21 protein-coding genes are annotated in these 21313 nt (G+C 69.2%); 12 read left to right on the forward strand and 9 right to left on the reverse strand.

The window, feature by feature from the left end; all coding sequences use genetic code 11:
* Positions 1-35: 35 nt before the first annotated feature.
* From ABZX10_RS06080 to ABZX10_RS06110, 7 genes are all read right to left on the reverse strand, one after another.
* Positions 36-1274: a hypothetical protein gene (locus ABZX10_RS06080; protein WP_355535813.1), complete on the reverse strand. Its 1239-nt coding sequence runs from the start codon at positions 1272-1274 to the stop codon at positions 36-38.
* Positions 1275-1592: 318 nt separating this feature from the next.
* Positions 1593-3686, reverse strand: a complete 2094-nt coding sequence (locus ABZX10_RS06085) for a serine/threonine-protein kinase (RefSeq protein ID WP_355535816.1) — start codon at positions 3684-3686, stop codon at positions 1593-1595.
* A gap of 60 nt (positions 3687-3746) precedes the next feature.
* Positions 3747-3986 (reverse strand): hypothetical protein, encoded by a 240-nt coding sequence (locus ABZX10_RS06090; protein ID WP_355535819.1) that lies wholly within the window; start codon positions 3984-3986, stop codon positions 3747-3749.
* Between the two features lie 14 nt (positions 3987-4000).
* Positions 4001-4285 carry a DUF6247 family protein gene (locus ABZX10_RS06095; protein WP_355535822.1) on the reverse strand — a complete coding sequence of 95 codons (285 nt, stop codon included), beginning with the start codon at positions 4283-4285 and terminating at the stop codon, positions 4001-4003.
* A 55-nt stretch (positions 4286-4340) separates the two neighbouring features.
* The gene (locus ABZX10_RS06100) at positions 4341-4979 is read right to left on the reverse strand and encodes a Maf family protein (protein WP_355535825.1); all 639 of its coding nucleotides are present in this window, start codon (positions 4977-4979) and stop codon (positions 4341-4343) included.
* Positions 4976-5248 (reverse strand): acyl-CoA carboxylase epsilon subunit, encoded by a 273-nt coding sequence (locus ABZX10_RS06105; protein ID WP_355535828.1) that lies wholly within the window; start codon positions 5246-5248, stop codon positions 4976-4978. The genes ABZX10_RS06100 and ABZX10_RS06105 overlap by 4 nt, the downstream gene beginning before the upstream one ends.
* Positions 5245-6891, reverse strand: a complete 1647-nt coding sequence (locus ABZX10_RS06110) for an acyl-CoA carboxylase subunit beta (RefSeq protein ID WP_355535831.1) — start codon at positions 6889-6891, stop codon at positions 5245-5247. Before ABZX10_RS06110 ends, ABZX10_RS06105 begins: the two co-directional genes overlap by 4 nt.
* Before the next feature lie 73 nt (positions 6892-6964).
* On the opposite strand from ABZX10_RS06110, the gene ABZX10_RS06115 reads away from it, so the two are divergent.
* The 6 genes from ABZX10_RS06115 to ABZX10_RS06140 all read left to right on the forward strand — a co-directional run bounded on the left by ABZX10_RS06115 (position 6965) and on the right by ABZX10_RS06140 (position 12832).
* On the forward strand, positions 6965-7783 hold the full coding sequence (locus ABZX10_RS06115; protein WP_355535834.1) for a biotin--[acetyl-CoA-carboxylase] ligase: 819 nt from the start codon (positions 6965-6967) through the stop codon (positions 7781-7783).
* A 2-nt stretch (positions 7784-7785) separates the two neighbouring features.
* On the forward strand, positions 7786-8331 hold the full coding sequence (locus ABZX10_RS06120) for a PH domain-containing protein (protein ID WP_355535837.1): 546 nt from the start codon (positions 7786-7788) through the stop codon (positions 8329-8331).
* A complete protein-coding gene (locus ABZX10_RS06125; RefSeq protein ID WP_355535840.1) occupies positions 8328-9014 on the forward strand; it encodes a response regulator transcription factor in 687 nt (228 codons plus the stop codon). Before ABZX10_RS06120 ends, ABZX10_RS06125 begins: the two co-directional genes overlap by 4 nt.
* Before the next feature lie 425 nt (positions 9015-9439).
* On the forward strand, positions 9440-10438 hold the full coding sequence (locus tag ABZX10_RS06130; RefSeq protein ID WP_355535843.1) for an AfsA-related hotdog domain-containing protein: 999 nt from the start codon (positions 9440-9442) through the stop codon (positions 10436-10438).
* Positions 10435-12420: an HAD-IA family hydrolase gene (locus tag ABZX10_RS06135; RefSeq protein WP_355535846.1), complete on the forward strand. Its 1986-nt coding sequence runs from the start codon at positions 10435-10437 to the stop codon at positions 12418-12420. The genes ABZX10_RS06130 and ABZX10_RS06135 overlap by 4 nt, the downstream gene beginning before the upstream one ends.
* A 76-nt stretch (positions 12421-12496) precedes the next feature.
* The gene (locus ABZX10_RS06140; RefSeq protein WP_355535849.1) at positions 12497-12832 is read left to right on the forward strand and encodes a helix-turn-helix transcriptional regulator; all 336 of its coding nucleotides are present in this window, start codon (positions 12497-12499) and stop codon (positions 12830-12832) included.
* A gap of 9 nt (positions 12833-12841) precedes the next feature.
* Here ABZX10_RS06140 and ABZX10_RS06145 read toward each other — a convergent pair whose 3' ends face one another.
* Complete coding sequence (locus tag ABZX10_RS06145; RefSeq protein ID WP_355535852.1) at positions 12842-14149, reverse strand: HAMP domain-containing sensor histidine kinase; 1308 nt, start codon at positions 14147-14149, stop codon at positions 12842-12844.
* Positions 14150-14159: 10 nt separating this feature from the next.
* Entirely contained in the window at positions 14160-14705 is a 546-nt protein-coding gene (locus tag ABZX10_RS06150; RefSeq protein WP_355535855.1) for a GtrA family protein, read from the reverse strand.
* Positions 14706-14801: 96 nt separating this feature from the next.
* Here ABZX10_RS06150 and ABZX10_RS06155 point away from each other — a divergent pair, with 96 nt between their 5' ends.
* From ABZX10_RS06155 to ABZX10_RS06180, 6 genes are all read left to right on the forward strand, one after another.
* Positions 14802-16124 carry an AAA family ATPase gene (locus ABZX10_RS06155; RefSeq protein WP_355535858.1) on the forward strand — a complete coding sequence of 441 codons (1323 nt, stop codon included), beginning with the start codon at positions 14802-14804 and terminating at the stop codon, positions 16122-16124.
* Positions 16125-16594: 470 nt separating this feature from the next.
* Entirely contained in the window at positions 16595-16819 is a 225-nt protein-coding gene (locus tag ABZX10_RS06160) for a hypothetical protein (protein ID WP_355535861.1), read from the forward strand.
* A gap of 19 nt (positions 16820-16838) precedes the next feature.
* Entirely contained in the window at positions 16839-18065 is a 1227-nt protein-coding gene (locus tag ABZX10_RS06165) for a 5-(carboxyamino)imidazole ribonucleotide synthase (protein WP_355535864.1), read from the forward strand.
* A complete protein-coding gene (gene purE, locus ABZX10_RS06170) occupies positions 18058-18570 on the forward strand; it encodes a 5-(carboxyamino)imidazole ribonucleotide mutase (RefSeq protein ID WP_355535867.1) in 513 nt (170 codons plus the stop codon). The genes ABZX10_RS06165 and purE overlap by 8 nt, the downstream gene beginning before the upstream one ends.
* 261 nt (positions 18571-18831) lie before the next feature.
* Positions 18832-19752: a hypothetical protein gene (locus tag ABZX10_RS06175; protein WP_355535870.1), complete on the forward strand. Its 921-nt coding sequence runs from the start codon at positions 18832-18834 to the stop codon at positions 19750-19752.
* Between the two features lie 363 nt (positions 19753-20115).
* Entirely contained in the window at positions 20116-21276 is a 1161-nt protein-coding gene (locus tag ABZX10_RS06180; protein ID WP_355535873.1) for an acyl-CoA dehydrogenase, read from the forward strand.
* Positions 21277-21313 lie beyond the last annotated feature (37 nt).

Genomic DNA, 21313 nt, shown 5'->3' on the forward strand with positions numbered 1-21313 from the left:
TGTTCGTCGGCGGCGAGGCGGCGGGCGTGCGGGTGTCAGGCGGCGGAGGACCGGTGGGTCGCGGTCCGGACGAGGGTGTCGATGCGGTCGGCGACCGCGGCGCGCGCCGCGGGGGACGCGGTGCCGCCCAGGGTGATCGCGTCGATACCGAGGCGCCCGCGGAAGGTCGAGATCTGGTGGATGGTGGCCGACGGGGACGGCCGTCGCGGCCCGGCCGGGACGCGCAGGGCCGCGGAGTCCATCGAGACGATCGGCCGCAGGTCCTCCGCGACGAGCCCGTCGGGCAACTCCACGTCCAGCACGCCGAGATTGCTCACCACGACCGGCGGCTCGGCGGCGGCGGCCGTGGCGGTGGCCAGGGCCGCGAGCGCGCGGCCCGACGTGACGTCGTTGCGCGCCGCGGTGGCGACGGCCGACCCCAGGCCGGCGGGATCAGTGCCGCAGGTGATCTCGGGCGCGGCGTACGAGGCGCCGACGAAGTTGGTGACCTCGGTCGGGTCGAGGAAGGGACGCACTCGGTGGCGCAGGTCGACGAGCGTCATCGCGCCGATCCGGATCGGCGCGGCCGGATCCTCGTCGAGGAATCCCGCGCGTTCCGCGCAGAGCAGGACGCCGGAGAGCAGCGCGCTCACGCCGATGCCCTGCGCCGCCTCGCGGAACCGCGCGGTGGTCGCAGGGGAGAACCGGAGCGAGGCCGCCTCGGGGAGGTGCTCGTCCGCGCGGTCCGCTGAGCCGAGGACGGGCGCCGCGCCGTACCACCGCGCACCGTCGAGCCGGGCGCGGCCGGTGCTGACCTTGGGGACGTCGAGCCCGGCGAGGACGGCCTGTGCGGAGCGCGGGAACGGATGCGGTTCGGCGGTCGTCGTCGCACCGGTACGCACCAGCGCCGTGTAGTGCGACCAGAGCCGGGCGAAGAGGGCGAACAGGTGGGTGCCGTCGGCGAGGGCATGGCTGACTGCCAGCGCGACGCGATGCCGGTCGCCGAGCGGGGCGATGTGCAGGCGGGCGAGCGCCGAGGTGGGGTCGACGAGGAGGTCCCCGGGCTCGTCGGAGATGCCGGCGCCGACGCCGGGGGTGACGAAGGCGAAGCCGTCGCCGCTGGGCGCGACGGCCGCGTCGAGTGCGGGGTGCTCGGCGCGCAGCGCGGCGAGCGCATCGGACAGCGCATCGATGTCCAGCGGGCCGCGCACGGTCAGCTCGAAGGCGCACGTGGTGGGATGCGGGCCCACGAAGCCGATCTCGGAGGAGGCGAGGGGGCGGAGCGTCGTGGTCATGAGAAGACGCTAAGACGGGGTTCGTTCCTTTCGCGAGACGAACGAGTAGTGTCGCTCGTCACGCATCGTGACCCTTGACCAGGGTTGTGGATGATCGTGAAGGAAGGGTGTTCTGATGTTTGCGCAGTTCGGACGCTGTACGCGATCGAAGCTTCAACCGTGTGGCGGAGCTGTGGAAACGTACTGATCTCGCGGTGTTAACTGGATGCTTACGTGATATCGATTCGCGAACCTGTGAGGTCCGCCACGTCCGTGATGATAAAGATCGGCAGGTCGAGATTGAGGCCCTCGAGGTGTGGCGATCCAGCGGCGCAACAGCTATGTGAGGGCGATGGCCGAGACGGTGTTGTCTCTGGCGTTGGTGACGTACGCGGTGGTGCTGTTCGGGAACAGTGCCATGTCTTGAGGCTCCCGGCCGGTGGGGATTGTCGCGATGACCTTGTTAGCGGCCGTGTCGATGACCGAGATCGTCTTGTCGGCGCGGTTGGTCACGTACGCCGTGGCTCCGCTGGGGGTGATCGCGACTCTGTCGCCGCTGGGGACGGAGATGGTGGCCGAGATCTTGTTCGTTGTGGTGCTGACGACTGAAACGGTGCCGTCTCCGGTGGGCACGTACGCGTTCCTGCCATCGGGCGTTATCGCCATGTCGGACGCCGATGGGGACGTGCCAAAGGGGAACGACGTGGTGATTCGGTTGGATGTGAGGTCGACGACAACGACAGAATTGCTGCTGCCACTGGCGGTGAGGGCGTACACAGTGCGGCCGTCGGGAGTGACTGCAAGGCGGGTGCTCTGAACGAGCTCCGCGCCGGAGATCGCGGAGATGACCTTGTTCGTTGTTGTGTCGATGGCTGCGATCCCGCTAGCCGCGTTGATGACATAGGCGGTCTTGCCGTTCGGCGAGACCGCGATTCCCGTCAATCCGGCGTATCCCATCACGGGGACGGTCGCCATCACGGCGTTGGTGGCGGTCGAGATTGCCGCGACCTTGCCGGGGGAGGCGTCGGCGACGTAGACCGTGCCGCCGTCGGGCGTCATCGCCAGGTCGGATCCGTTCCGCTCGGTGGCGATCGTGGCGGTGACCTTGTTGGTGGCAGTGTCGATTACAGACACGCTGCCCTCACCATCGACACCGTTGAGGACGTAGGCCATCGCGCCGTTCGGCGTGATCGCGATGCGCGTCGGATACTTGCCGACGGGAATCGTCGCGATCACGTTCGCCGGACGTGAGTCGTGACCGCCGTTCGCCGCCGCGAGGACCCCGATCCCGCCCGCTGCGGCGACCGCGACCACGACGCCGCCGATGATCAGCTTGCGCCGTGTCAGAGCCGGTCTGGACTGCGGTGCCGCCGGCGCAGTGGTGGGCTCGGCAGGCGTGGGGTCCCACAGCGGCGGAGCAGGGCTCCATGCGCCCGGTGCGGGTACAGCAGTCCACGTGTCCTCGGCGCCGGAAGTAGCACCACCCGCGGACGCGGCCAGCGGGCCCGCCAGGGTCTCCGGCGCGCGGACCAGGGTGGGGGTGTCTTCTGGGGAAGCCGCCGGTGCGGTGGCTGGAGCGGGAACCGATGACACTCCCGATGCGCGCAATGCCTGGACGAACTCTCCGCACGACGAGTACCGATCGCCCGGGCGCTTCGCCAGAGCCTTCTCGAAGACCGCATCGAGCGCGGCCGCCAGCCGCGGATTCCGCTCCGAGATCCGCGGGACGGGGTGATGCAGGTGCGCGGTGATCAGCGAGGCGGTCGACGCGGACGTGTAGGGCGTACTGCCGGTGAGCAGCTGGAACGCGGTGCAGCCGAGGGAGTACACGTCGGCGCGGTTGTCCACGGGCTGCCCGTCCAACGCCTCCGGCGCGATGTAGGCCAGGGTCCCCACGGTCATCCCCGTCGACGTCAACGAGGTCGCCTCACTCGCCGCCTTGGCGATGCCGAAGTCCGCGACCTTCACGGTCTTGCACGAGCCGTCCGGACGGAATCCGACGAGGATGTTGGCGGGCTTGACGTCCCTGTGGGTGATCCGCTGGTCCTCCCACGCCGCGTCCAGGCCCGCTGCGGCGCCGGCGAGCACGTCGAACGCGAGGTCGGCAGGCAGTGGTCCCCGCTCGCGAAGCAGGTGCGCGGCGTCCGAGCCGTCGACGAGCTCCATCGTCAACCAGAGCCGGCCGTCGTGCTCGCCGCGGTCGTACAGGGTGACGATATTGGGGTGCGAGAGCGACGCGAGCACATCGGACTCGCGCTCGAAGCGCGCCCGGAAGTCGGAGTCGCGGCTCACACTCCTATCGAGGAGCTTCAGGGCGTCCCGCCGCGGCAGACGCGGGTGCTGCACGAGGTACACGTCGCCCATGCCGCCCGCACCGAGGCTGCGGATGATCCGGTATCCGGCGATCTCCTCGCCGTCGCGCTGTTCCCCCATGAACCCTGCATGCTACCTCGGCGGAATCGCCGAGCCCGCGAAGTCAGCGGCCCGCCGAAGTCATCCGGCCCACACGATGTTGAAGATGACGAGCATTTCGGCAGCGTCATCGAGGAGAAACGACAGCAGGCCGTCGCTGCCGAATTGTGCATCGCGATACTCGAGCTGCCCTTCGGAACGTGTCGGCCACGAGTCCCACGGAGCGTCCACCAGCTCAGCTACGCGAATGAGGAATGCATCGTGTGCGACATCGTTCGTGGTGAGCAGGTCGTGGTATTGCCGCACCGCAGGATCGATCATCCTCGGCTGGTAGGTCAACGGTGAGGTTCCCAGCCGGGAATCGGGTGCAGATCTTCTGACCGCGCCGTCCGCGCAGCTTCCGCAGCGGCCTCGAATCCGGGTGTCGAGTACGCGACGGCGCGGAGTCGCCATCGGTGGAGTGCGGCGCGTAGCTGCGGCCAATGTCCGATGTCACTGCGGGCGCCGTCGAGGGCCGTTCGGTACTCCGCAAGGAATTGGGAGTGCCACTGGCTCGGGAGGATCGACAGAATCTCCGAGGGGTCATCGGGTTCCGGGTCGATCCAACGTTCCGCAGTCATCGGCCCTCCTCGGATTTCGGAGACTCGTCCCGGTCCGAGTGTACTGGGCCTGCGTCTACCAGAGCTCGGTGACGCTGACGCCCAGCTGCCCCAGCAGCGCGCGGGTCAGGGGCAGGGAGATGCCGATGACGGAGCTGGGGTCACCGTCGATGCCCTCGACGAACCAGCCGCCGAGGCCGTCGAGCGTGAACGCCCCCGCCACCTGCAGCGGTTCGCCCGTCGCGACGTAGGCGTCGATCTCCGCGTCCGACGGTGCGCCGATGCGCAGCGTCGTCGCGCGGGTGCCCCCGGCCTCGCCGGCCACAGCACCGTCGTCCAGGAGGATCGCGCAGTGACCCGTGAGGAGGCGACCCTCGCGGCCGCGCATCGCGCGCCAGCGCGCCGCCGCGATCTCGGGGGTGTGGGGCTTACCGACCAGCTCACCGTCGATGGAGAGCATCGAATCGCAGCCGATCACCACGGCGCGGCCGGGCAGCGGTTCCTCGGCGAGGATCCGCTGCACCACGTCGGTGGCCTTGGCCCGCGCGAGCGCGGCGACGGCGTCCTCATGCGCGACATCGGGGCCCAGGTCGGCGAGGATCGCGTCCTCGTCGACCTGGGAGACCGAGACCAGTGGCGACGTGCCCGCCGCGCGGAGCACCGACAGCCGGGCCGGTGAGGCCGACGCGAGGACGAGACGAACGGGAGGGGTCAAGAGCCCTTCGTCCAGAACATCGGGGTCTGGCTGGTGAAGGCGTTGGGGCCGTTGAAGTACTGCGGCCGCATCCGCTCGCGGTTGTGGCCCCACAGCGACTTCGGGCCGTCCGGGCCGGTCTGCGGAGCGGAGCTCGTGGCCGCGGCGAGCACCGCGACCACGGCCGCCACATCCGCGGCCGAGGGGTTGCCCCGCTCGAACCGGATCGCGGCGCTGAGCTTCTCGACGTCGGCCGTGTTCGGCTGCACGGGCTTGTCGGCCGCGCTCACAGCGGGATGTTCCCGTGCTTCTTGGGCAGAGTGGCGACCACCTTGCGCTCGAGCATGTTGAGGGCCGTCACGATCTGGCCGCGGGTGTGCGAGGGCGGGATCACCGCGTCGACGTAGCCGCGCTCGGCCGCCACGTACGGGTTGACCAGCGTGTCCTCGTACTCCTGCTGCAGCGTCAGGCGCAGCGCGTCGACATCCTCGCCCTTGTTCGCCGCTTCGGCCAGCTCCTTGCGGTAGACGAAGCCGACGGCCCCGCCCGCGCCCATGACCGCGAACTGGGCGGTGGGCCACGCGAGGTTGATATCGGCGCCCATGTCCTTGCTGCCCATCACGCAGTACGCGCCGCCGTAGGCCTTGCGGGTCACGACGGTGATCTTCGGGACGGTGGCCTCGCCGTAGGCGTAGAGGAGCTTCGCGCCGCGGCGGATGATGCCGTCGTACTCCTGGCCGGTGCCGGGCAGGAAGCCGGGCACGTCCACCAGGGTGACGATCGGGATGTTGAAGGCGTCGCAGAAGCGCACGAAGCGGGCGGCCTTCTCCGAGGCGTCGATGTCGAGGCAGCCGGCCAGCTGGGTGGGCTGGTTCGCGACGATGCCGACGCTGCGGCCGTCGATGCGGCCGAAGCCGACGATGATGTTCATCGCGCGCTGCGGCTGGATCTCGAGGAACTCGTCGTCGTCGAGCAGGCGACGGATGACCTCGTGCATGTCGTAGGGCTGGTTCGGCGAATCCGGGATCAGCGTGTCCAGCTCCCGGTCCTCGTCGTTGACGGAGTCCTCGATGGAGCCGGTCAGCGGGTCCGTCGGCACGAACCGGGGCGCCTCGGCGCGGTTGTTCGACGGCAGGTACGTGAGCAACTCGCGGACGTAGTCCAGCGCGTCCTGCTCACCGGACGCGACGTAGTGCGCCGTGCCGGACTTGGTCATGTGGGTCTGGGCGCCGCCCAGCTCCTCCTTGGTGACCTCCTCGCCGGTCACGGACTTGATGACGTCCGGGCCGGTGATGAACATCTGGCTCTCGTGGTCGACCATCACCACGAAGTCGGTGAGCGCGGGGGAGTAGACGTGGCCGCCGGCCGCCGCGCCCATCACGACGGAGATCTGCGGGATGACGCCCGAGGCCTGCGTGTTGCGGAAGAAGATCTGCGAGTACAGGGCGAGCGAGACGACGCCCTCCTGGATGCGGGCACCGGCACCGTCGATGATGCCGACCAGGGGGCGGCCCGTCTTGGTGGCCAGGTCCATGACCTTGACGATCTTCTCGCCGTAGACCTCGCCGAGGGAGCCGCCGAAGACCGTCGAGTCCTGGCTGAAGACGCAGACCTCGCGGCCGTCGATGGTGCCGTAGCCGGCCACCACGCCGTCGCCGACCGGGCGGCGCGCGGCCATCCCGAAGTTGGTCGAGCGGTGCTGCGCCAGCTTGTCGAGCTCCACGAACGAGCCCTCGTCCAGCAGCGCGAGCACCCGCTCACGGGCGGTGAGCCGGCCCTTCTCGTGCACCTTGTCGATGGCGCCCTGGCCCATGGGGGCCATCGCCTCGGCGTCCTTCTTGCGGAAGGCGGCCAGCTTGCCGGCCGTGGTGTGGATGCTGGGCTCGCCGCCCTGGGCGGCGGCCGCGCCGTCGGTGGTGGAGGCACTCGTCATGGCACTGACTGTAACCAATAGAGTCGGGGAATAAGCGCACTGCCCGTCGGTGTGGGAGGGATGGAGGACACGGATGACCGAGACCGCAGGTCTCCCCGATCGAGCGGCGATCGCCGCGGCCGTACGGGGCACGCGCTGGCACGACGTGTCGGTGCTGCCCACCACGGGATCCACCAACGCCGACCTCGCCGACGGCGTGCGCGCCGGCGACGAGGCCGGCCGCGTCCTCATCGCCGACGTCCAGACCGCCGGGCGGGGCCGGCACCAGCGCTCCTGGTCGGCGCCGTCCGGCACGCAGCTGTCCATCTCGGTGACGGTGGCCGTGCCCGCCGCCGCAGCGCCGCGCGCCGGCTGGCTGTCGCTGGTCACCGGCGTCGCCGCCGTCCGTGCCGTGCGGGAGGTGACCGGCCTGACCGCGGGGCTGAAGTGGCCCAACGACGTCCTGCTCGAGGCCGCGGAGGGCAAGCGGGGCGGCAAGACGGCAGGCATCCTGTCCGAGCTGGCCACCGCGCCGGACGGCCGACTCGTCGCGGTAATCGGAACGGGCCTGAACACCGAGCTCGCCGCCGCGGACGTGCCGGTCCCGACCGCCACGTCGCTCCGGCTGGCCGGCGCCGACGATCCGGACCGGACGGCGCTCGCCGTCGCCTACCTCCAGCACCTCGACGCCGGTCTGACCGCATGGACCGACGATCCCGCCGCCGCGCGCGCCGCGTACCTGGACGCGTGCGTCACCGTCGGGCAGCGGGTCCGCGTGGAGCTCCCGGCCGACGAGGTCCTGCACGGCAGCGCGGTCGACGTGGACCTCGAGGGCCGCATCGTCGTGGCGGACGAGGCGGGCACCCGGCACGTACTGTCCGCGGGCGATGTGACGCACCTGCGACCGGCGTGACGATGGCGTTCCCCGAGAAGGCGCTCGTCGACGACGAGCGGGTGCTGCTGCACGTGCGCCCCCACGCCAAGCGGATGATCGTGCCCGTCCTTGTCCTGTTCGCGGCGTGCGCCGCCGCCGGGGTCGCGCTGGGCCTGATCGGCCGGGCCCACCTCGACGGTGCGTGGCCGGACTGGCTGCTCCTGGCGGTCGTCGTGGTGTGGCTCGGCGTCGTCGGGTGGTGGACGGTGCGCCCGTGGGCCTCCTGGCGCGCGACCCACCTCGTGGTCACCGACCTGCGGATCATGTTCCGCTCCGGCATCGTGCGGCGCCGCGGCATCGACATCCCGCTGCGCCGCATCAACTCGGTCCAGTACCACCAGCGGCTCGTCGATCGGATGCTGGGCTGCGGGGTGCTCACCGTCGAGTCCGCGGGTGAGGATCCGCTCGACTTCCCCGACGTGCCCCGGATCGCCGCCACGCACGCGCTCATCGTGGACGCGCTCGACGACGCGGACGACTACCGGGGCCGCGACGACGGCCCGGCGGAGTACTCTCGGCGGTCATGACCACGCGGGTGCTCCTGGCCGAGGACGACGAGGCGATCGCATCGCCGCTGGCCCGCGCGCTCTCGCGTGAGGGCTACGAGGTGACCGTCGCCGCCACCGGCACCGATGCGCTGCAGTGTGCGCTCGACGAGGACTACGCCCTGCTGATCCTCGACCTGGGTCTACCCGAGCTCGACGGCCTCGAGGTGTGCCGCGAGGTGCGCGCCGCCCGGCCGGAGATCGCTGTGCTCATGCTCACCGCGCGCACCGACGAGATGGACTTCGTCGTCGGCCTCGACGCCGGTGCCGACGACTACGTGGGCAAGCCCTTCCGCATGTTCGAGCTCATGGCCCGCACCCGCGCGCTGCTGCGGCGCAGCGCGCCCGCGCAGGACGCGCTCGAGGTCGTGGAAGCGGGCGGCATCCGGCTCGACGCTACCGCGCGGCGGGTCACCGTCGACGGTGCCGACGTCGCCCTGGCCAACAAGGAGTTCGAGCTGCTGCGCTTCCTGATGGAGCACGCCGGGCGGCTGCTCTCCCGGGAGGAGATCCTCACCGATGTCTGGGGCGATTCCGACTTGCGTGGATCGAAGACCCTCGACATGCACATCTCCTGGCTGCGGCGGAAGATCGGCGACGACACCGGGCCGCACCGCCGGATCGTCACGGTCCGGGGTGTGGGTTTCCGGTTCGACGCGCAGTAGCGCACCCCCGAGTGCTCGGGTCCGAGCGATCCTCGGGAGTCACGACAACGGCGATGTGCCACGGAGCCGTCGCAGTGCCGGCGCTCGGTGTTCCGCCGCGCGTCCGGCGCATGCGCGTTCGTCGGTGAACTGATATTGCGGGCTGGTCGAACAATTCACACGGGACGCATTCGCACAATGCATTGTGTCCATTCCTCCGGTGTGTCGCCGGATCTTCTGCGGCGGCCCGTATCAACAGGCCTTCCTCGTCGGTGCTGAACCCTTCTTCGTCGTTTCGGTCCGCATTCTTCATCGAATCGCGGCCGTGACGAACACTGAGGGGCTACCCTTGCAATAGGTATGAGATTTAACGTACCTTCTCCACGTCTTGAAGCTGATGCGGGCTGAGGCTCGTAACTCGGCAGAACTCACCCGGAGGGGAATCCGTGACCGCAACCGTTCGACCGCTGTCGTACGACCGAAACATCCCGCGGGACATCGTCCATCGAGAGTCGATTGCGGAGGTGTTTCTCACCGATGCAATGGCGAGCCCGAACGGTGCCGTGTTCGCGGCGCAGTTGCCGCGGAATCATTCGTACTTCAGCGATCATCGTGGTACGGCCGCGACGTACGACCCGCTTCTCCTGATCGAGGTGTTCCGGCAGGTGGCGATCTACTACGCGCACACGTTCGTCGGTGTGGAGCGGGCGCAGAAATTCGTCTTCGGATCCGCTGATTTCGAGATCCTCGACCGGGACACGTTCCGGATCGGCGCGTGTCCCGGGCACTGCACCATCGCCGCCGAGGTGGTGGCAGAGAAGCGGCGCGACGGCGCGATCGTCGGGCTCACACTGGAGATGACCGCGCGCATCGAAGGGGCCGTCGCCGCGCGGGAGACGATGAGCTACCTGTGGATGCCCGCGGCTGTCTGGGCGCGGATCCGGTGCCGCGCCAGGCGCGGCCTCGGACTGCCGGACGCGCACGCGGTTCCCGATGCGGCGCCGGTGGCGCGGATGCGACCTGCGGCCGTGGGGCGGCACAACCCACGCAACGCCATCCTGGCGAATCCGACCCTCGACGAGAACGGCGAGATCAGCGCACTCACTGTGATCGACACGAACCATCCGTCGCTCTTCGATCACGCACTCGATCACGTTCCGGGCATGCTGCAGTTCGAGGCGGCGCGTCAGATCGCGATGGCTGCTGCGAACTCGTCGCTGGGGCTCGATACGAACAGGATGGTGATGCACCGGCTGGAGATTACTTTCGAGAAGTTCGGCGAGTTCGAGCTCGACACGATCGCGCGCGCCGTCGCGGAACCCGATCCCGACGAGGACGGCTCCGTCCTCGCCACCATCCGGATCACGCAGGGTGATGACGCGATCGCGTCCGGCCGCGTTCACCTTCGGGTGACGCCCGTCGACGTGTGGACGATGGTCCAGTGAACGAACGCAGGCCGTTCGTCTGGTTCGATTTCGGCGGCGTTCTCTCGCCCCCGCTTCCCGTTCTTTTTCGTAGCTATGCAGATCGCACGGGCATCTCGCCCGACGTTCTCCGGGCGGCCATGGCTGCCGTGGGAGATGACTATTCGATGCCTGCGCTCGCGCCCCTGGAACTCGGCATCATCGACGAGCGGTCCTGGGTGCGTGAACTGCACGCCGCGATTTCTCGTGCGCACCCCGATATCGACCTGTCCCGCAGTGAACTCGATTTCGGGCGGCAATGGTTCGACGGGCACAGCGTCAACGAGCCGGTCCGCCGATTCGCGCTCGAGCTGATCGCGGACGGAATCGATGTGGGAGTGCTCAGCAACAACGTCATCGAGTGGGAACCGTACTGGCGGTCGATGATCGGCATCGATGACGTCGTCACGGATCTGATCGACTCGTGCAGGGTCGGAATGCGGAAGCCCGATCCGGCGATCTTCGAACTCGCCGCGCGGCGCAACGACGTCGATCCCGAGGACTGCATCCTCGTCGACGATCTCGAGGAGAACTGCGTCTCCGCTCGCCGATCGGGCTGGACCGCGGTGCGCTTCGTCGACGCCGACCAGGCGGTCGGCGACGTCGGAGCGGCGCTGCAGCGCGTTCGACACCACCGTCGCCGGAACGGTCGGCCTGCTCGTCGTTCTGCCCGTCGCGATTCTGCACGTCCGGCGTACGGGCTCCCGAGTCCCGGAGAAGTGCCGATGTCCACGCCGATCAATCCCGCGCCCGTCCGCTTCGACATCCGGGACATCGCGGGCATCGTCCCGGACGGGATGATCGTGGATCATCCGGCGGCATCACGAGGTGGACTGCCCCAGGTGGTACTTCCCAGCGGACATGTCGCGGTTCATGCGACCCGCTACGACGACGTGCACCGGGTTCTCACCGACGCCTCGTTCCTCCGCGGCCCGGCCAACGTCGCGGACGGGCCCAGCTTCCTCCCCACGATCATGCCGGAGGACATGCTGCTCAATCTCGACCATCCTCGTCACGGCCGGCTCAAGCGGTTCGTCGCCGCGGCGTACAGCGCCAACACCATCGGTGCGCTCGCGCCGGTGGTCCGTGGTCGCGTCGAGTCGGCGGTCGACGACCTGGCGCGGCCGCTCGACGCATCCGCCGATGTGGATCTCATGGCTGAACTGCTCGACCCGCTGACGATCAGTGTCAACGCCGGATACCTGGGAATTCCTGCGCGCGACATCCCGGTCTTCCGGCATCTGTCCCGGCGGATGCAGCTCGCGCACGACACCGACGTCCCGGGCCTGCTCGCTGACTTCGGCGAGCTCTACCGCTACATCGAGGACCTCATCGCCGGTCGGCGCGCCTTGGACGACGGCCTGGTGACGGGACTCCTGGCCGCGCGGGACACCGTCGCGCCGCCGGTCACCGACGCCGAGTACGCGGCGATCCTGCTCGGCTCCCTCGTCGGCGGCGACCAGAACGTCCTGTCCGTGCTCGCGAAGGTCGTGTACGTGGCGCTCGCCGAACGTGCGCTGTGGGAGCTCATGGTGGATAGTCCGGCGGTGATCCCCGATGTGGTCGAGGAACTGCTCCGTCTTCTCCCGCTCGGGCGGATCTCGACCTTCCCGCGCATCGCGTCCCAGCGCGTCGTACTGTCCGGCGGGGTTGTCCATGAGGGGGAGGTCGTCTACGCCGACGCGCACGAGGCCAACCGTGATCCCTCGGTGTTCCCCGATCCGTGGCTGATCGACACTGCGCGAGTGGGCCGGCGGCATCTCCAATTCGGATACGGCATGCATCACTGCATGGGGTCGGCGTTGGCGAGGACGGTGATCGTCGAGACGGTCACCGTGCTCACCGCGCGACTGCCGGGCCTGCGACTCGCTGCGCCGCCCGAGGCGATCGCGTGGGACACCGGCGTGCTCGTTCACCGTCCGCTCGGGCTGCCGGTGCGCGTCACGGACGAGTCCTATGAGTGAGTAACGAACTGGAACTCCGGTAGGTAGCATGAGTGAAGGAGGTTCCAGCCCACTCCGCGAAAGGACTCAGGTCGCCATGCCGGATCACGACGGACATCCGGATCTCGACGAGTACGACTTGTCGAAGATCCTCCACGCCCTGTCCGATGCGAACCGGCGCAGCGTCATCGTCCAACTCGCGGAGCAGCCGGACGGTACCGAACAGTTCTGCAGCGTCTTCGGCATGCCGTGGGCGCTGTCCACGCGCACCCACCACTTCAAGGTGCTCCGCACCGCCGGCCTCGTCTGGCAGCGTGATGTGGGGAACGGCCGGATGACGCGGCTGCGCCGTGATGACCTGGAGACGGTCTTCCCCGGCCTGCTCGAGCAGATCGTCGCCGCGGATCGACGGGGCCGCGCCGCGGGGGAGTAGGCGCGGCCGTCAGCGCGGTTCGGGTTCCCACGCGCCGGACGGCTCGGGCGGATCGTCGGGTGCGGAGGCCGGGAGGAAGATCGCGAACGTGGTCGGCCTTCGGCTCTGCAGTTGGAGGCGGCCACCGTCGCCCTCGATGAACGCGCGGGCGAGGGCGAGGCCGACCCCGGTCCCGTTCCCGGCGGAGTAGCCGCGCCGGAAGATGCGCTGGGCGTCACCGTCGGAGATGCCGGAGCCCTCGTCGGAGACGGTGACGAGCACGGTGTGCGCGCCCACGGAGCCGAGCGTGACGCGGACCTCGCCGCGCCCGTGGACCAGCGCGTTGTCGACGAGTACCGCGGCGGCCTCCCGGACGCGGGTCGCGGTGGCCCGGGCCGGCAGGGGCGCTCCCCGCCCGGGCACGACGGTGAGCCGCCGGCCCGCCTTCGCGAACGACGGCGCGAGGTCCGCCAGCAGTGGCGTGAGCTCGGCGCGGATGTCGACCACGCCCTGGGGCATGCGCTCGGTCCGGGCCATCTGGACCATGTCGCTGACCGACGAGGTCAGCCGGTCGACCTGGTCGAGGGCGGCGCGGGCCTCGGTGACGACCTCGGGGTCGGTGTGCAGGGTGAGTTCGTCGAGGCGGATGTGGATGGCCGTCAGGCGGCTGCGCAGCTGGTGCGACACGTCGCCCACGATCTGCCGCTCCCGCTGCAGGCGGTCGGCGATCTCGACGGTGGCGGCGTCGAGGACGTCGAGGACACGGTCGAGCTCCTCGATGCCGTGCCGGTTGGGGTCGGGCCGGAAGTCGCCGTCGGCGAGGCGCTGGGCGCGGTCCGCGACGTCCTGCACGGGGTCGGCGACCCGGCTGGCGGTGACCGCGGCGACCACGACGCCCGCGGTGACGGACAGGGCCATCACGATGAGCTCGATCGTCAGGGCGCGGTACTGCTCGCTGCGCACGCTGGAGTAGTCCTGCTCGAGCCGCAACACGCCGGCCTCGCCGAGCGAGGTGCCCTCGACCATGGGCTTCTCGAGTGGGGTGTCGGCGCCGACGGTGAGCTCGCGGGGCACGCCGTTGCGGTCGGTGTAGGTGAGCACGAGGCGCCCGCCGGACGGGACCAACAGGCGCAACGCGTCCACGGGGGGCTCGCCGCGATCGCCGGTGCGCTGGTCCTGGCCCAGGATCTCCGACGATGCCCGCGTCAGGCGGTGCTGCAGGTCGGTGCGGGCGGCGTCGTCGAGCCAGCGCCAGGTGTAGAACATCAGCGGCAGGCCGAGGAAGAGGCCGGTGACCGCCACGACCGCGATGGTCGAGCGGAGGATGCGGCTCCGCACGCTGCGATTGTCAGCGCTCAGCGGCGGGCGCCGAATCTCCGGCGGAGGGGATCGACTCCTGCGCGGGGGCGTCGCTCATGTCCTCCGGGAAGGCCCAGCGGCGCAGGGCCCAGAACCGGAAGGCCATCTGCAGCAGGTTACCGACGATGTAGTTGAGCACGAAGTCGACGATGATCAGCGTGGTCTTCGAGTCGACATTGCGCAGGTGGAAGAAGTTGTTCGCGATGAAGATGGGCGCGGCCATGATGAGCACGCCGATGCCCGAGATGGCGAAGAACAGCAGCGCCTCGTGGTGCTTCTCCCGGCCGCCGCGGTGCTTGAAGCTCCACTCACTGTTGAGGATGTACGAGAGGATCACGGCGCAGACGCCCGAGAACACCTTCGCGACGGTGGGCTTCTCGCTCATCACCGTGAGCACCAGGCCGTAGAAGATGGCGAGGTCGAAGACGGCCGTCGTGCTGCCCACGATCGCGAACTTGATCAGCTCGTGGTGCTGCATGACGAGCCCGCGAAGCGGTGCCGGGGTGCGATCCAGAATCGCCTCGATGAAAGCCACGTGCGCCACTGTAATGGAACCGTGAATAGTACCGCGGGGAGTGTGACGCGGTCGCTGGGGGCTCGGCACGCGGTGGGGCTCCCGTAATCTGGGTATATGACGCCCCCCGGAGACTGGCATGTGGATCGGCTGGTCGTCGAGAACTTCCGCTGTTTCGAGCGCCTGGAGGTCACTTTCGATCCCTCGTGCACAGTGCTGGTCGGGGTGAACGGCTCAGGCAAGACCGCAATTCTCGATGCGCTTGCGATCGTGCTGTCGACCATCGTGCGTGCGTTCGATGGAGACACCCGTGGCTTCGGTCGGGACGACGCGCGTGAGATCGTCGGTGATCTGACCTCCGAGTCGGCCGTCGCGCAGATGGAAGCCGTCTATCCCGTAGAGGCGCGGGCTGAGGGAATGATCGCCGGGTCGCCGTACCGATGGCGCCGGAGCCGGTCGAGTTCCCGAGGTCGGACCACCTGGTCTGACGACGGGGGCGTCGGCCTCGCGTCGTCCAGGATCTGGCGAGGATCGGCCAAGAACATCGAGTCGGCACCCATGTTGCCAGTTATCGCGTTGTACGGCGTGGAGCGGTTGGTTGGTGTCCGACGAGCGTCGGGGGAGATCGCGAGGTCGCGGTCCGGCGCATACGACTCGACCCTCGATGGCCGGTCGGACCTGTCTCGACTGTCCTCGTTCATCGAGGCACTCACTCTCTCGGTGTTTGTGGCGAACGAGCACGGTGCCGAAGCGACAGCGGGGCGCGCGCAGCTCGAGGCGATCCGCCTCGCCTGTAACGGCGTACTCGCCGATACCGGCTGGGGAGACCCACGATGGAATCCGGTGGTAAACGAGCTGACGCTCGCGCACCCCCGACATGGAACTCTGCCGATGTCGTTCTTGTCCAGTGGAATCCGGATCACGGCCGGTCTTGTGATTGACCTCGTCAGCCGCGCTGCCAGGGCGAACCCGAGGTTCGGTGCGGGGGAACTACTCAGCCGCACGCCCGGGATCGTGTTGGTCGACGAAGTCGACCTGCATCTACATCCGACCTGGCAGCAACGCATCCTTCCGCTACTCCGCGAGACCTTTCCCCGGGTCCAGTTCATCGTCACGACCCACAGCCCGCAGGTGCTCTCGACTGTGGAAGCCGAATCGATCAGGATTATCGACGGCAACACAGTGCACCACGCCGATTACGCGGCCGGTCTGCGAAGTGATGTGATCCTGCAGCGGATCCTGGCGACGGACCCGGAGCCGGACCTGCCCATCAACGAGGATCTCGAACGTTACGTCCGCCTGGTGGACCAGGGTGAAGGACGTTCGGACAGGGCGCGGCGCCTCCGGCGAATCGTCGATGAAGAACTCGGGGGTGTCACAAATGTGCCGCAATTGGCTGACGCGGACGCCAGTATCGCGTTCTACGACCTCGACGACTGATGCGACGCATCTTCCCAGCCCAGCCGCCTGTCTACGCCCAGCTCCGGTCTGCGCGCGCCGAGTTCCCTGAGTATTCCTCCAGCGGCGAGATCCGCCGCGCGCTGTGGGAGGAGCAGAGCGGTCGGTGCGCATACTGCGAGCGGCGCCTTCGTGATCCGGCCCGACCAGATCACGGGACACGAATCGAACACTTCCATCCGCAGTCTCTGTCGGAGTGGGGGAGCGACTGTACGTTGTGCACCCGAGCGGCCAGCGGTGATGACGCGCCTACTGTATGGACCAACCTCCTGCTCTGTTGCGACGGTGCAGAACGCGCCGGCTCTGCCTTCACCTGCGATAAGGCGAAAGCGGACCAGCACATCTGCGCTCGGTTCAGGAACCCCAAGACGTGGACTGCCGAGCGCCTCGTAGAGGTGGATCGCGCCGGCCGAGTATCCGCAGTTGCAGGCATGCCGGCGGGCGCCGCAGACGTGATCGACACCGTCTTGAACTTGAACGCCCCGCACGTGGTCGAAGCGAGAAGGCGGGTGATGATGGCACATCAGCGGAAGATCGTCGCGCTCAGAACGCGGCATCGTGGCCTGACTGCCGCGCGGCGTGCCGAGGTTGCAGCGGCGCTGCGGAACGAAGCCGAAACCGCTGAATACGCGACCGCGCTACTCGCTATCGCTGACCGGGTGGAGCGCGCGAAGTGACGCCTGAAAAAATGGCACCGTGAGTGATGTTCAATCGCGCCGGACGCGACCCGTCGTGGCCATGGTCGGCGGCGGTCAGTTGGCCCGCATGACCCATCAGGCGGCGATCGCGCTGGGGCAGGGCCTGCGGGTGCTCGCCGCCTCGCCCGACGAGCCCGCGCCGCAGGTCTGCCCCGATGTCGTCCTCGGCGACCACGACCGGCTCGACGACCTGCGTCGCGTCGCGACCGGCGCCCACGCGCTGACCTTCGACCACGAGGGCGTGCCCACGGAGCACCTGCTGCAGCTGCAGGCCGAGGGCGTCACCGTCAACCCGCCGCCGCAGGCGCTGCTCTACGCGCAGGACAAGCTGGCGATGCGGCACCGTCTGACCGAGCTCGGTGCGCCCGTGCCGGGCTTCGCCGATATCAGCTCGCCGGACGATGTCCGTGCCTTCTGGGAGCGGTTCGACGGTGCGGTGGTCCTCAAGGCCGTGCGCGGCGGCTACGACGGCCGCGGCGTGTGGCTGCCGGACACGCTCGACGAGGCCGTCGCGGTCGCGGAGGAGCAGCTCGCCGCGGGCGTGCAGGTGCTCGCGGAGCAGCGGGTGGAGCTCGCCCGGGAGTTGTCGGCGATGGTCGCGCGGTCGCAGTACGGTCAGGGCGCGGCGTGGCCGGTCGTCGAGACGGTGCAGCGGAACGGACAGTGCGCCGTGGTGCTCGCACCCGCGCCGGTGCTGTCCGACGAGGACGCGTCGTTCGCCGAGTCGCTCGCCCTGAGCCTGGCGAATGAACTGGGCGTGGTGGGCGTGATGGCCGTGGAGCTGTTCCAGACCCCGTCGGGCGAGATGCTCGTCAACGAGCTCGCGATGCGCCCGCACAACTCGGGCCACTGGTCCATGAACGGGTGCGTGACCAGCCAGTTCGAGCAGCACGTGCGCGCGGTGCTCGACTATCCGCTGGGTGATACCGCCGCGACCGCGCCGCTCACCGTCATGGCGAACGTGCTGGGCGCACCGTCGGAGCCCGAGATGAGCGTCGACGAGCGGCTGCACCACCTCATGGCCCGGATGCCGGAGGCGCACGTGCACATGTACGGCAAGGAGGGCCGGCCCGACCGCAAGATCGGGCATGTCAACGTCGTCGGGTCGCTCGACGGTGACCGTGGTGACGCGGCGTACGTCGCGGAGCTGCGGGAGCGGGCGGAACGTGCGGCGCACTGGATGGCGACCGCGGAGTGGACCGATGGATGGAGTGTGCATGGCTGAGAACACGGGACCGCGCGTCGGGCTGATCATGGGCAGCGACTCGGACTGGCCGACGATGGAGGCCGCCGCCGAGGCGCTCGCCGAGTTCGGGATCCGGTTCGAGGTGGGTGTCGTGTCGGCGCACCGCACCCCGCAGCGGATGCTGGACTACGCGAAGGGCGCCGCCGACCGGGGCGTCGAGGTGATCATCGCCGGCGCGGGCGGCGCGGCGCACCTGCCGGGCATGGTCGCCTCCGCGACCCCGCTGCCGGTGATCGGCGTGCCCGTCCCGCTCAAGCACCTCGACGGTATGGACTCGCTGCTGTCGATCGTGCAGATGCCCGCGGGGATCCCGGTGGCGACGGTGTCCGTCGGCGGCGCCCGCAACGCGGGGCTCTTGGCTGTGCGCATCCTCGGCGCCGCGGACCCGGCGCTGCGGGCGAAGATGACCGCTTTCCAGGCGGATCTCGAGCAGATGGTGCTGCGCAAGGACGAGGCGCTGCGGCGCAAGCTGCTGGAGGGTTAGGCAGCGGGGTCTCCCACCTCGTTTCGCGGGTATGAGCAGGTCTCAGCGGGTTCTCCCACCCGTTTCGCGGCGTCGGCGGGGCTTCCCACCCTTTTCGCGGCAGCCCACCTCGCGTGCGGGGTGTGCTGCCGCGCCGGGGGTGGGGCGATGACCAGGGCCCTGTGGATGGCTTCGTAGACCCTCGATCGAGGGTTCGCCCGGCCTGTGGATGAACCGAGTTCAGTGCCGCGTACCGCACGCCTTCGGGTGTTCACTGGACCCATGGGGGAGATTCGACCAAGGGCGGAGTTGATGGCCACGGGGTGGACCACCGACGCGCTGACCGCGGCCGTTCGGAGCGGCCGGTTGTATCGGCCGGGGCCGGGGAAGTACGCGCTGAACGTGCCGGAAGACCCGTCGGCGCGGTACCGCACGCGGTCCTTGGCCACCGCGTCGGGCCGGTCCGGTGTGGTCAGCCACGAGAGCGCGGCGGCCCTGCACAGGATCCCGTACCTGAGACCGGCGCGCGACAAGGTCCACTTCACCGTGAGCCGCAGTCACGGCGGAGGGGTGCGGGGCACGGTGCACCTGCACTCGCGGCCGTTGCGCGACGACGAGATCGTGGTCGTCGACGGCGTTCGCGTCACCAGCCGTGCCCGCACCGCCGTGGACATCGCGATGACCGGCGACCTCGAGCGCGCGGTGTGCGCCTTCGACGCTGTCCGTCTCGAGCCGCGGTATCCGAAACCGGAGGATCCGGATCCTGTCGCGCTCGACGAATTGCGGCTCTGCATCGATCGACTGGGTCGTCGTCGAGGGTCCGCGACCGCGCGCCTCGGCGTGGACCTGTCGGTGACCTGTAGTGAATCGCCCGGCGAGTCGTTGTCACGGATGCAGATGCGCGGCCGGGGGCTGCCGACGCCGCAGTTGCAGACCGAGCACCTGCTGGCGGGCTGCACGTTCTACACGGACTTCGAATGGGGCTCCCTGGTCGGCGAGTTCGACGGTCGCGACAAGTACGGCGCGACCGACGAGGAGCTCGAGGAGGCGCTCGCCGCGGAGAAGTCCCGCCAGGAACTGTTCGAGGCGGCCGGCTTCGAGGTGATCCGCTGGCGCTGGAGCGTGCTGAAGGCGCCCGGTCGGCTCGAGCAGTTGTTGCTGCCGGCGATGCGGCGTCACGGTCTGGTCCGCGCGGCGGGCTGAACGGGTCGTCGCACCCATCTCGCGGCTACCCATCCCGCGTGCGAGGTGGGTAGCCGCGAAATGGGTGGGAGGACCGCGGTGGGGCGCGAGATGGGTGGGAGGACCCGCGGTGGGGCGCGAGATGGGAGGACCCGCGGTGGGGCGCGAGATGGGAGGCCCCGCGGTGGGCGCGAGATGGGTGGGAGGTTGACAGGGGCGCGAGATGGGTGGCAGCGAAGTGGGCCGGGAGACCGGGTGCGGATGCCGACTGTGCCTGGGAACAAGCGGACCGTCGAATATTGGTTACGTGCGACTAACTGACTCGGGTCGGGGCATGGATAGAATCAGCGCGGACCAAACACGTAGACGCTGATGGAGGCCCCCATGGCTGGCAACCCCGACTTCGACCTGTTCCAGCTCCCCGAGGAGCACGAGGAACTGCGCGCCGCCATCCGGGCGCTCGCGGAGCGCGACATCGCGCCGCACGCCAAGGACGTCGACGAGAAGGAGCGGTTCCCCCAGGAGGCGCTCGACGCGCTGGTCGCGAGCGGCTTCAACGCCATCCACGTGCCGGAGGAGTACGAGGGCCAGGGCGCCGACTCCGTCGCCACCTGCATCGTCATCGAGGAGGTGGCCCGCGTCTGCGGCAGTTCCTCGCTGATCCCCGCCGTGAACAAGCTCGGCACCATGGGCCTGATCCTCAACGGCTCCGAGGAGCTCAAGCAGCACGTGCTGCCCTCGCTCGCCAGCGGCGAGGCCATGGCCTCCTACGCCCTCTCCGAGCGCGAGGCCGGCTCCGATGCCGCGTCGATGCGCACCCGCGCCCGCAAGGACGGCGACGAGTGGGTCCTCAACGGCTCCAAGTGCTGGATCACCAACGGCGGCAAGTCCACCTGGTACACCGTCATGGCCGTCACCGACCCCGAGAAGGGCGCCAACGGCATCAGCTCCTTCATCGTGCACAAGGACGACCCGGGCTTCTCGGTGACCGGCTACGAGCACAAGCTGGGCATCAAGGGCAGCCCGACCGCCGAGCTGGCCTTCGAGGAGTGCCGCATTCCCGCGATGCGCATGATCGGCGAGGAGGGCACCGGCTTCAAGACCGCGCTGCAGACCCTCGATCACACCCGCCCGACCATCGGCGCGCAGGCCGTCGGCATCGCGCAGGGCGCGCTCGACGTGGCGATCGAGTACATCAAGGACCGCAAGCAGTTCGGCAAGTCGATCTCCGAGTTCCAGGGCGTGCAGTTCATGGTCGCCGACATGGCGATGCGCCTCGAGGCCGCCCGTCTCATGGTTTACACGGCCGCCGCCCGCGCCGAGCGCGGCGAGAAGAACCTCGGCTTCATCAGCTCCGCGTCGAAGTGCTTCGCCTCCGACGTCGCGATGGACGTCACCACCGATGCCGTGCAGCTGCTCGGCGGCGCCGGCTACACCCGCGACTTCCCGGTCGAGCGCATGATGCGCGACGCCAAGATCACCCAGATCTACGAGGGCACCAACCAGGTGCAGCGCCTCGTCATGTCGCGCCAGCTGCTGCGCTGATCCAACTCCTGCCTCGGAAGGCCATCGCTGCGGGTCG

The organism is Tsukamurella sp. NPDC003166, from assembly GCF_040611135.1.
GTDB lineage: Bacteria > Actinomycetota > Actinomycetes > Mycobacteriales > Mycobacteriaceae > Tsukamurella.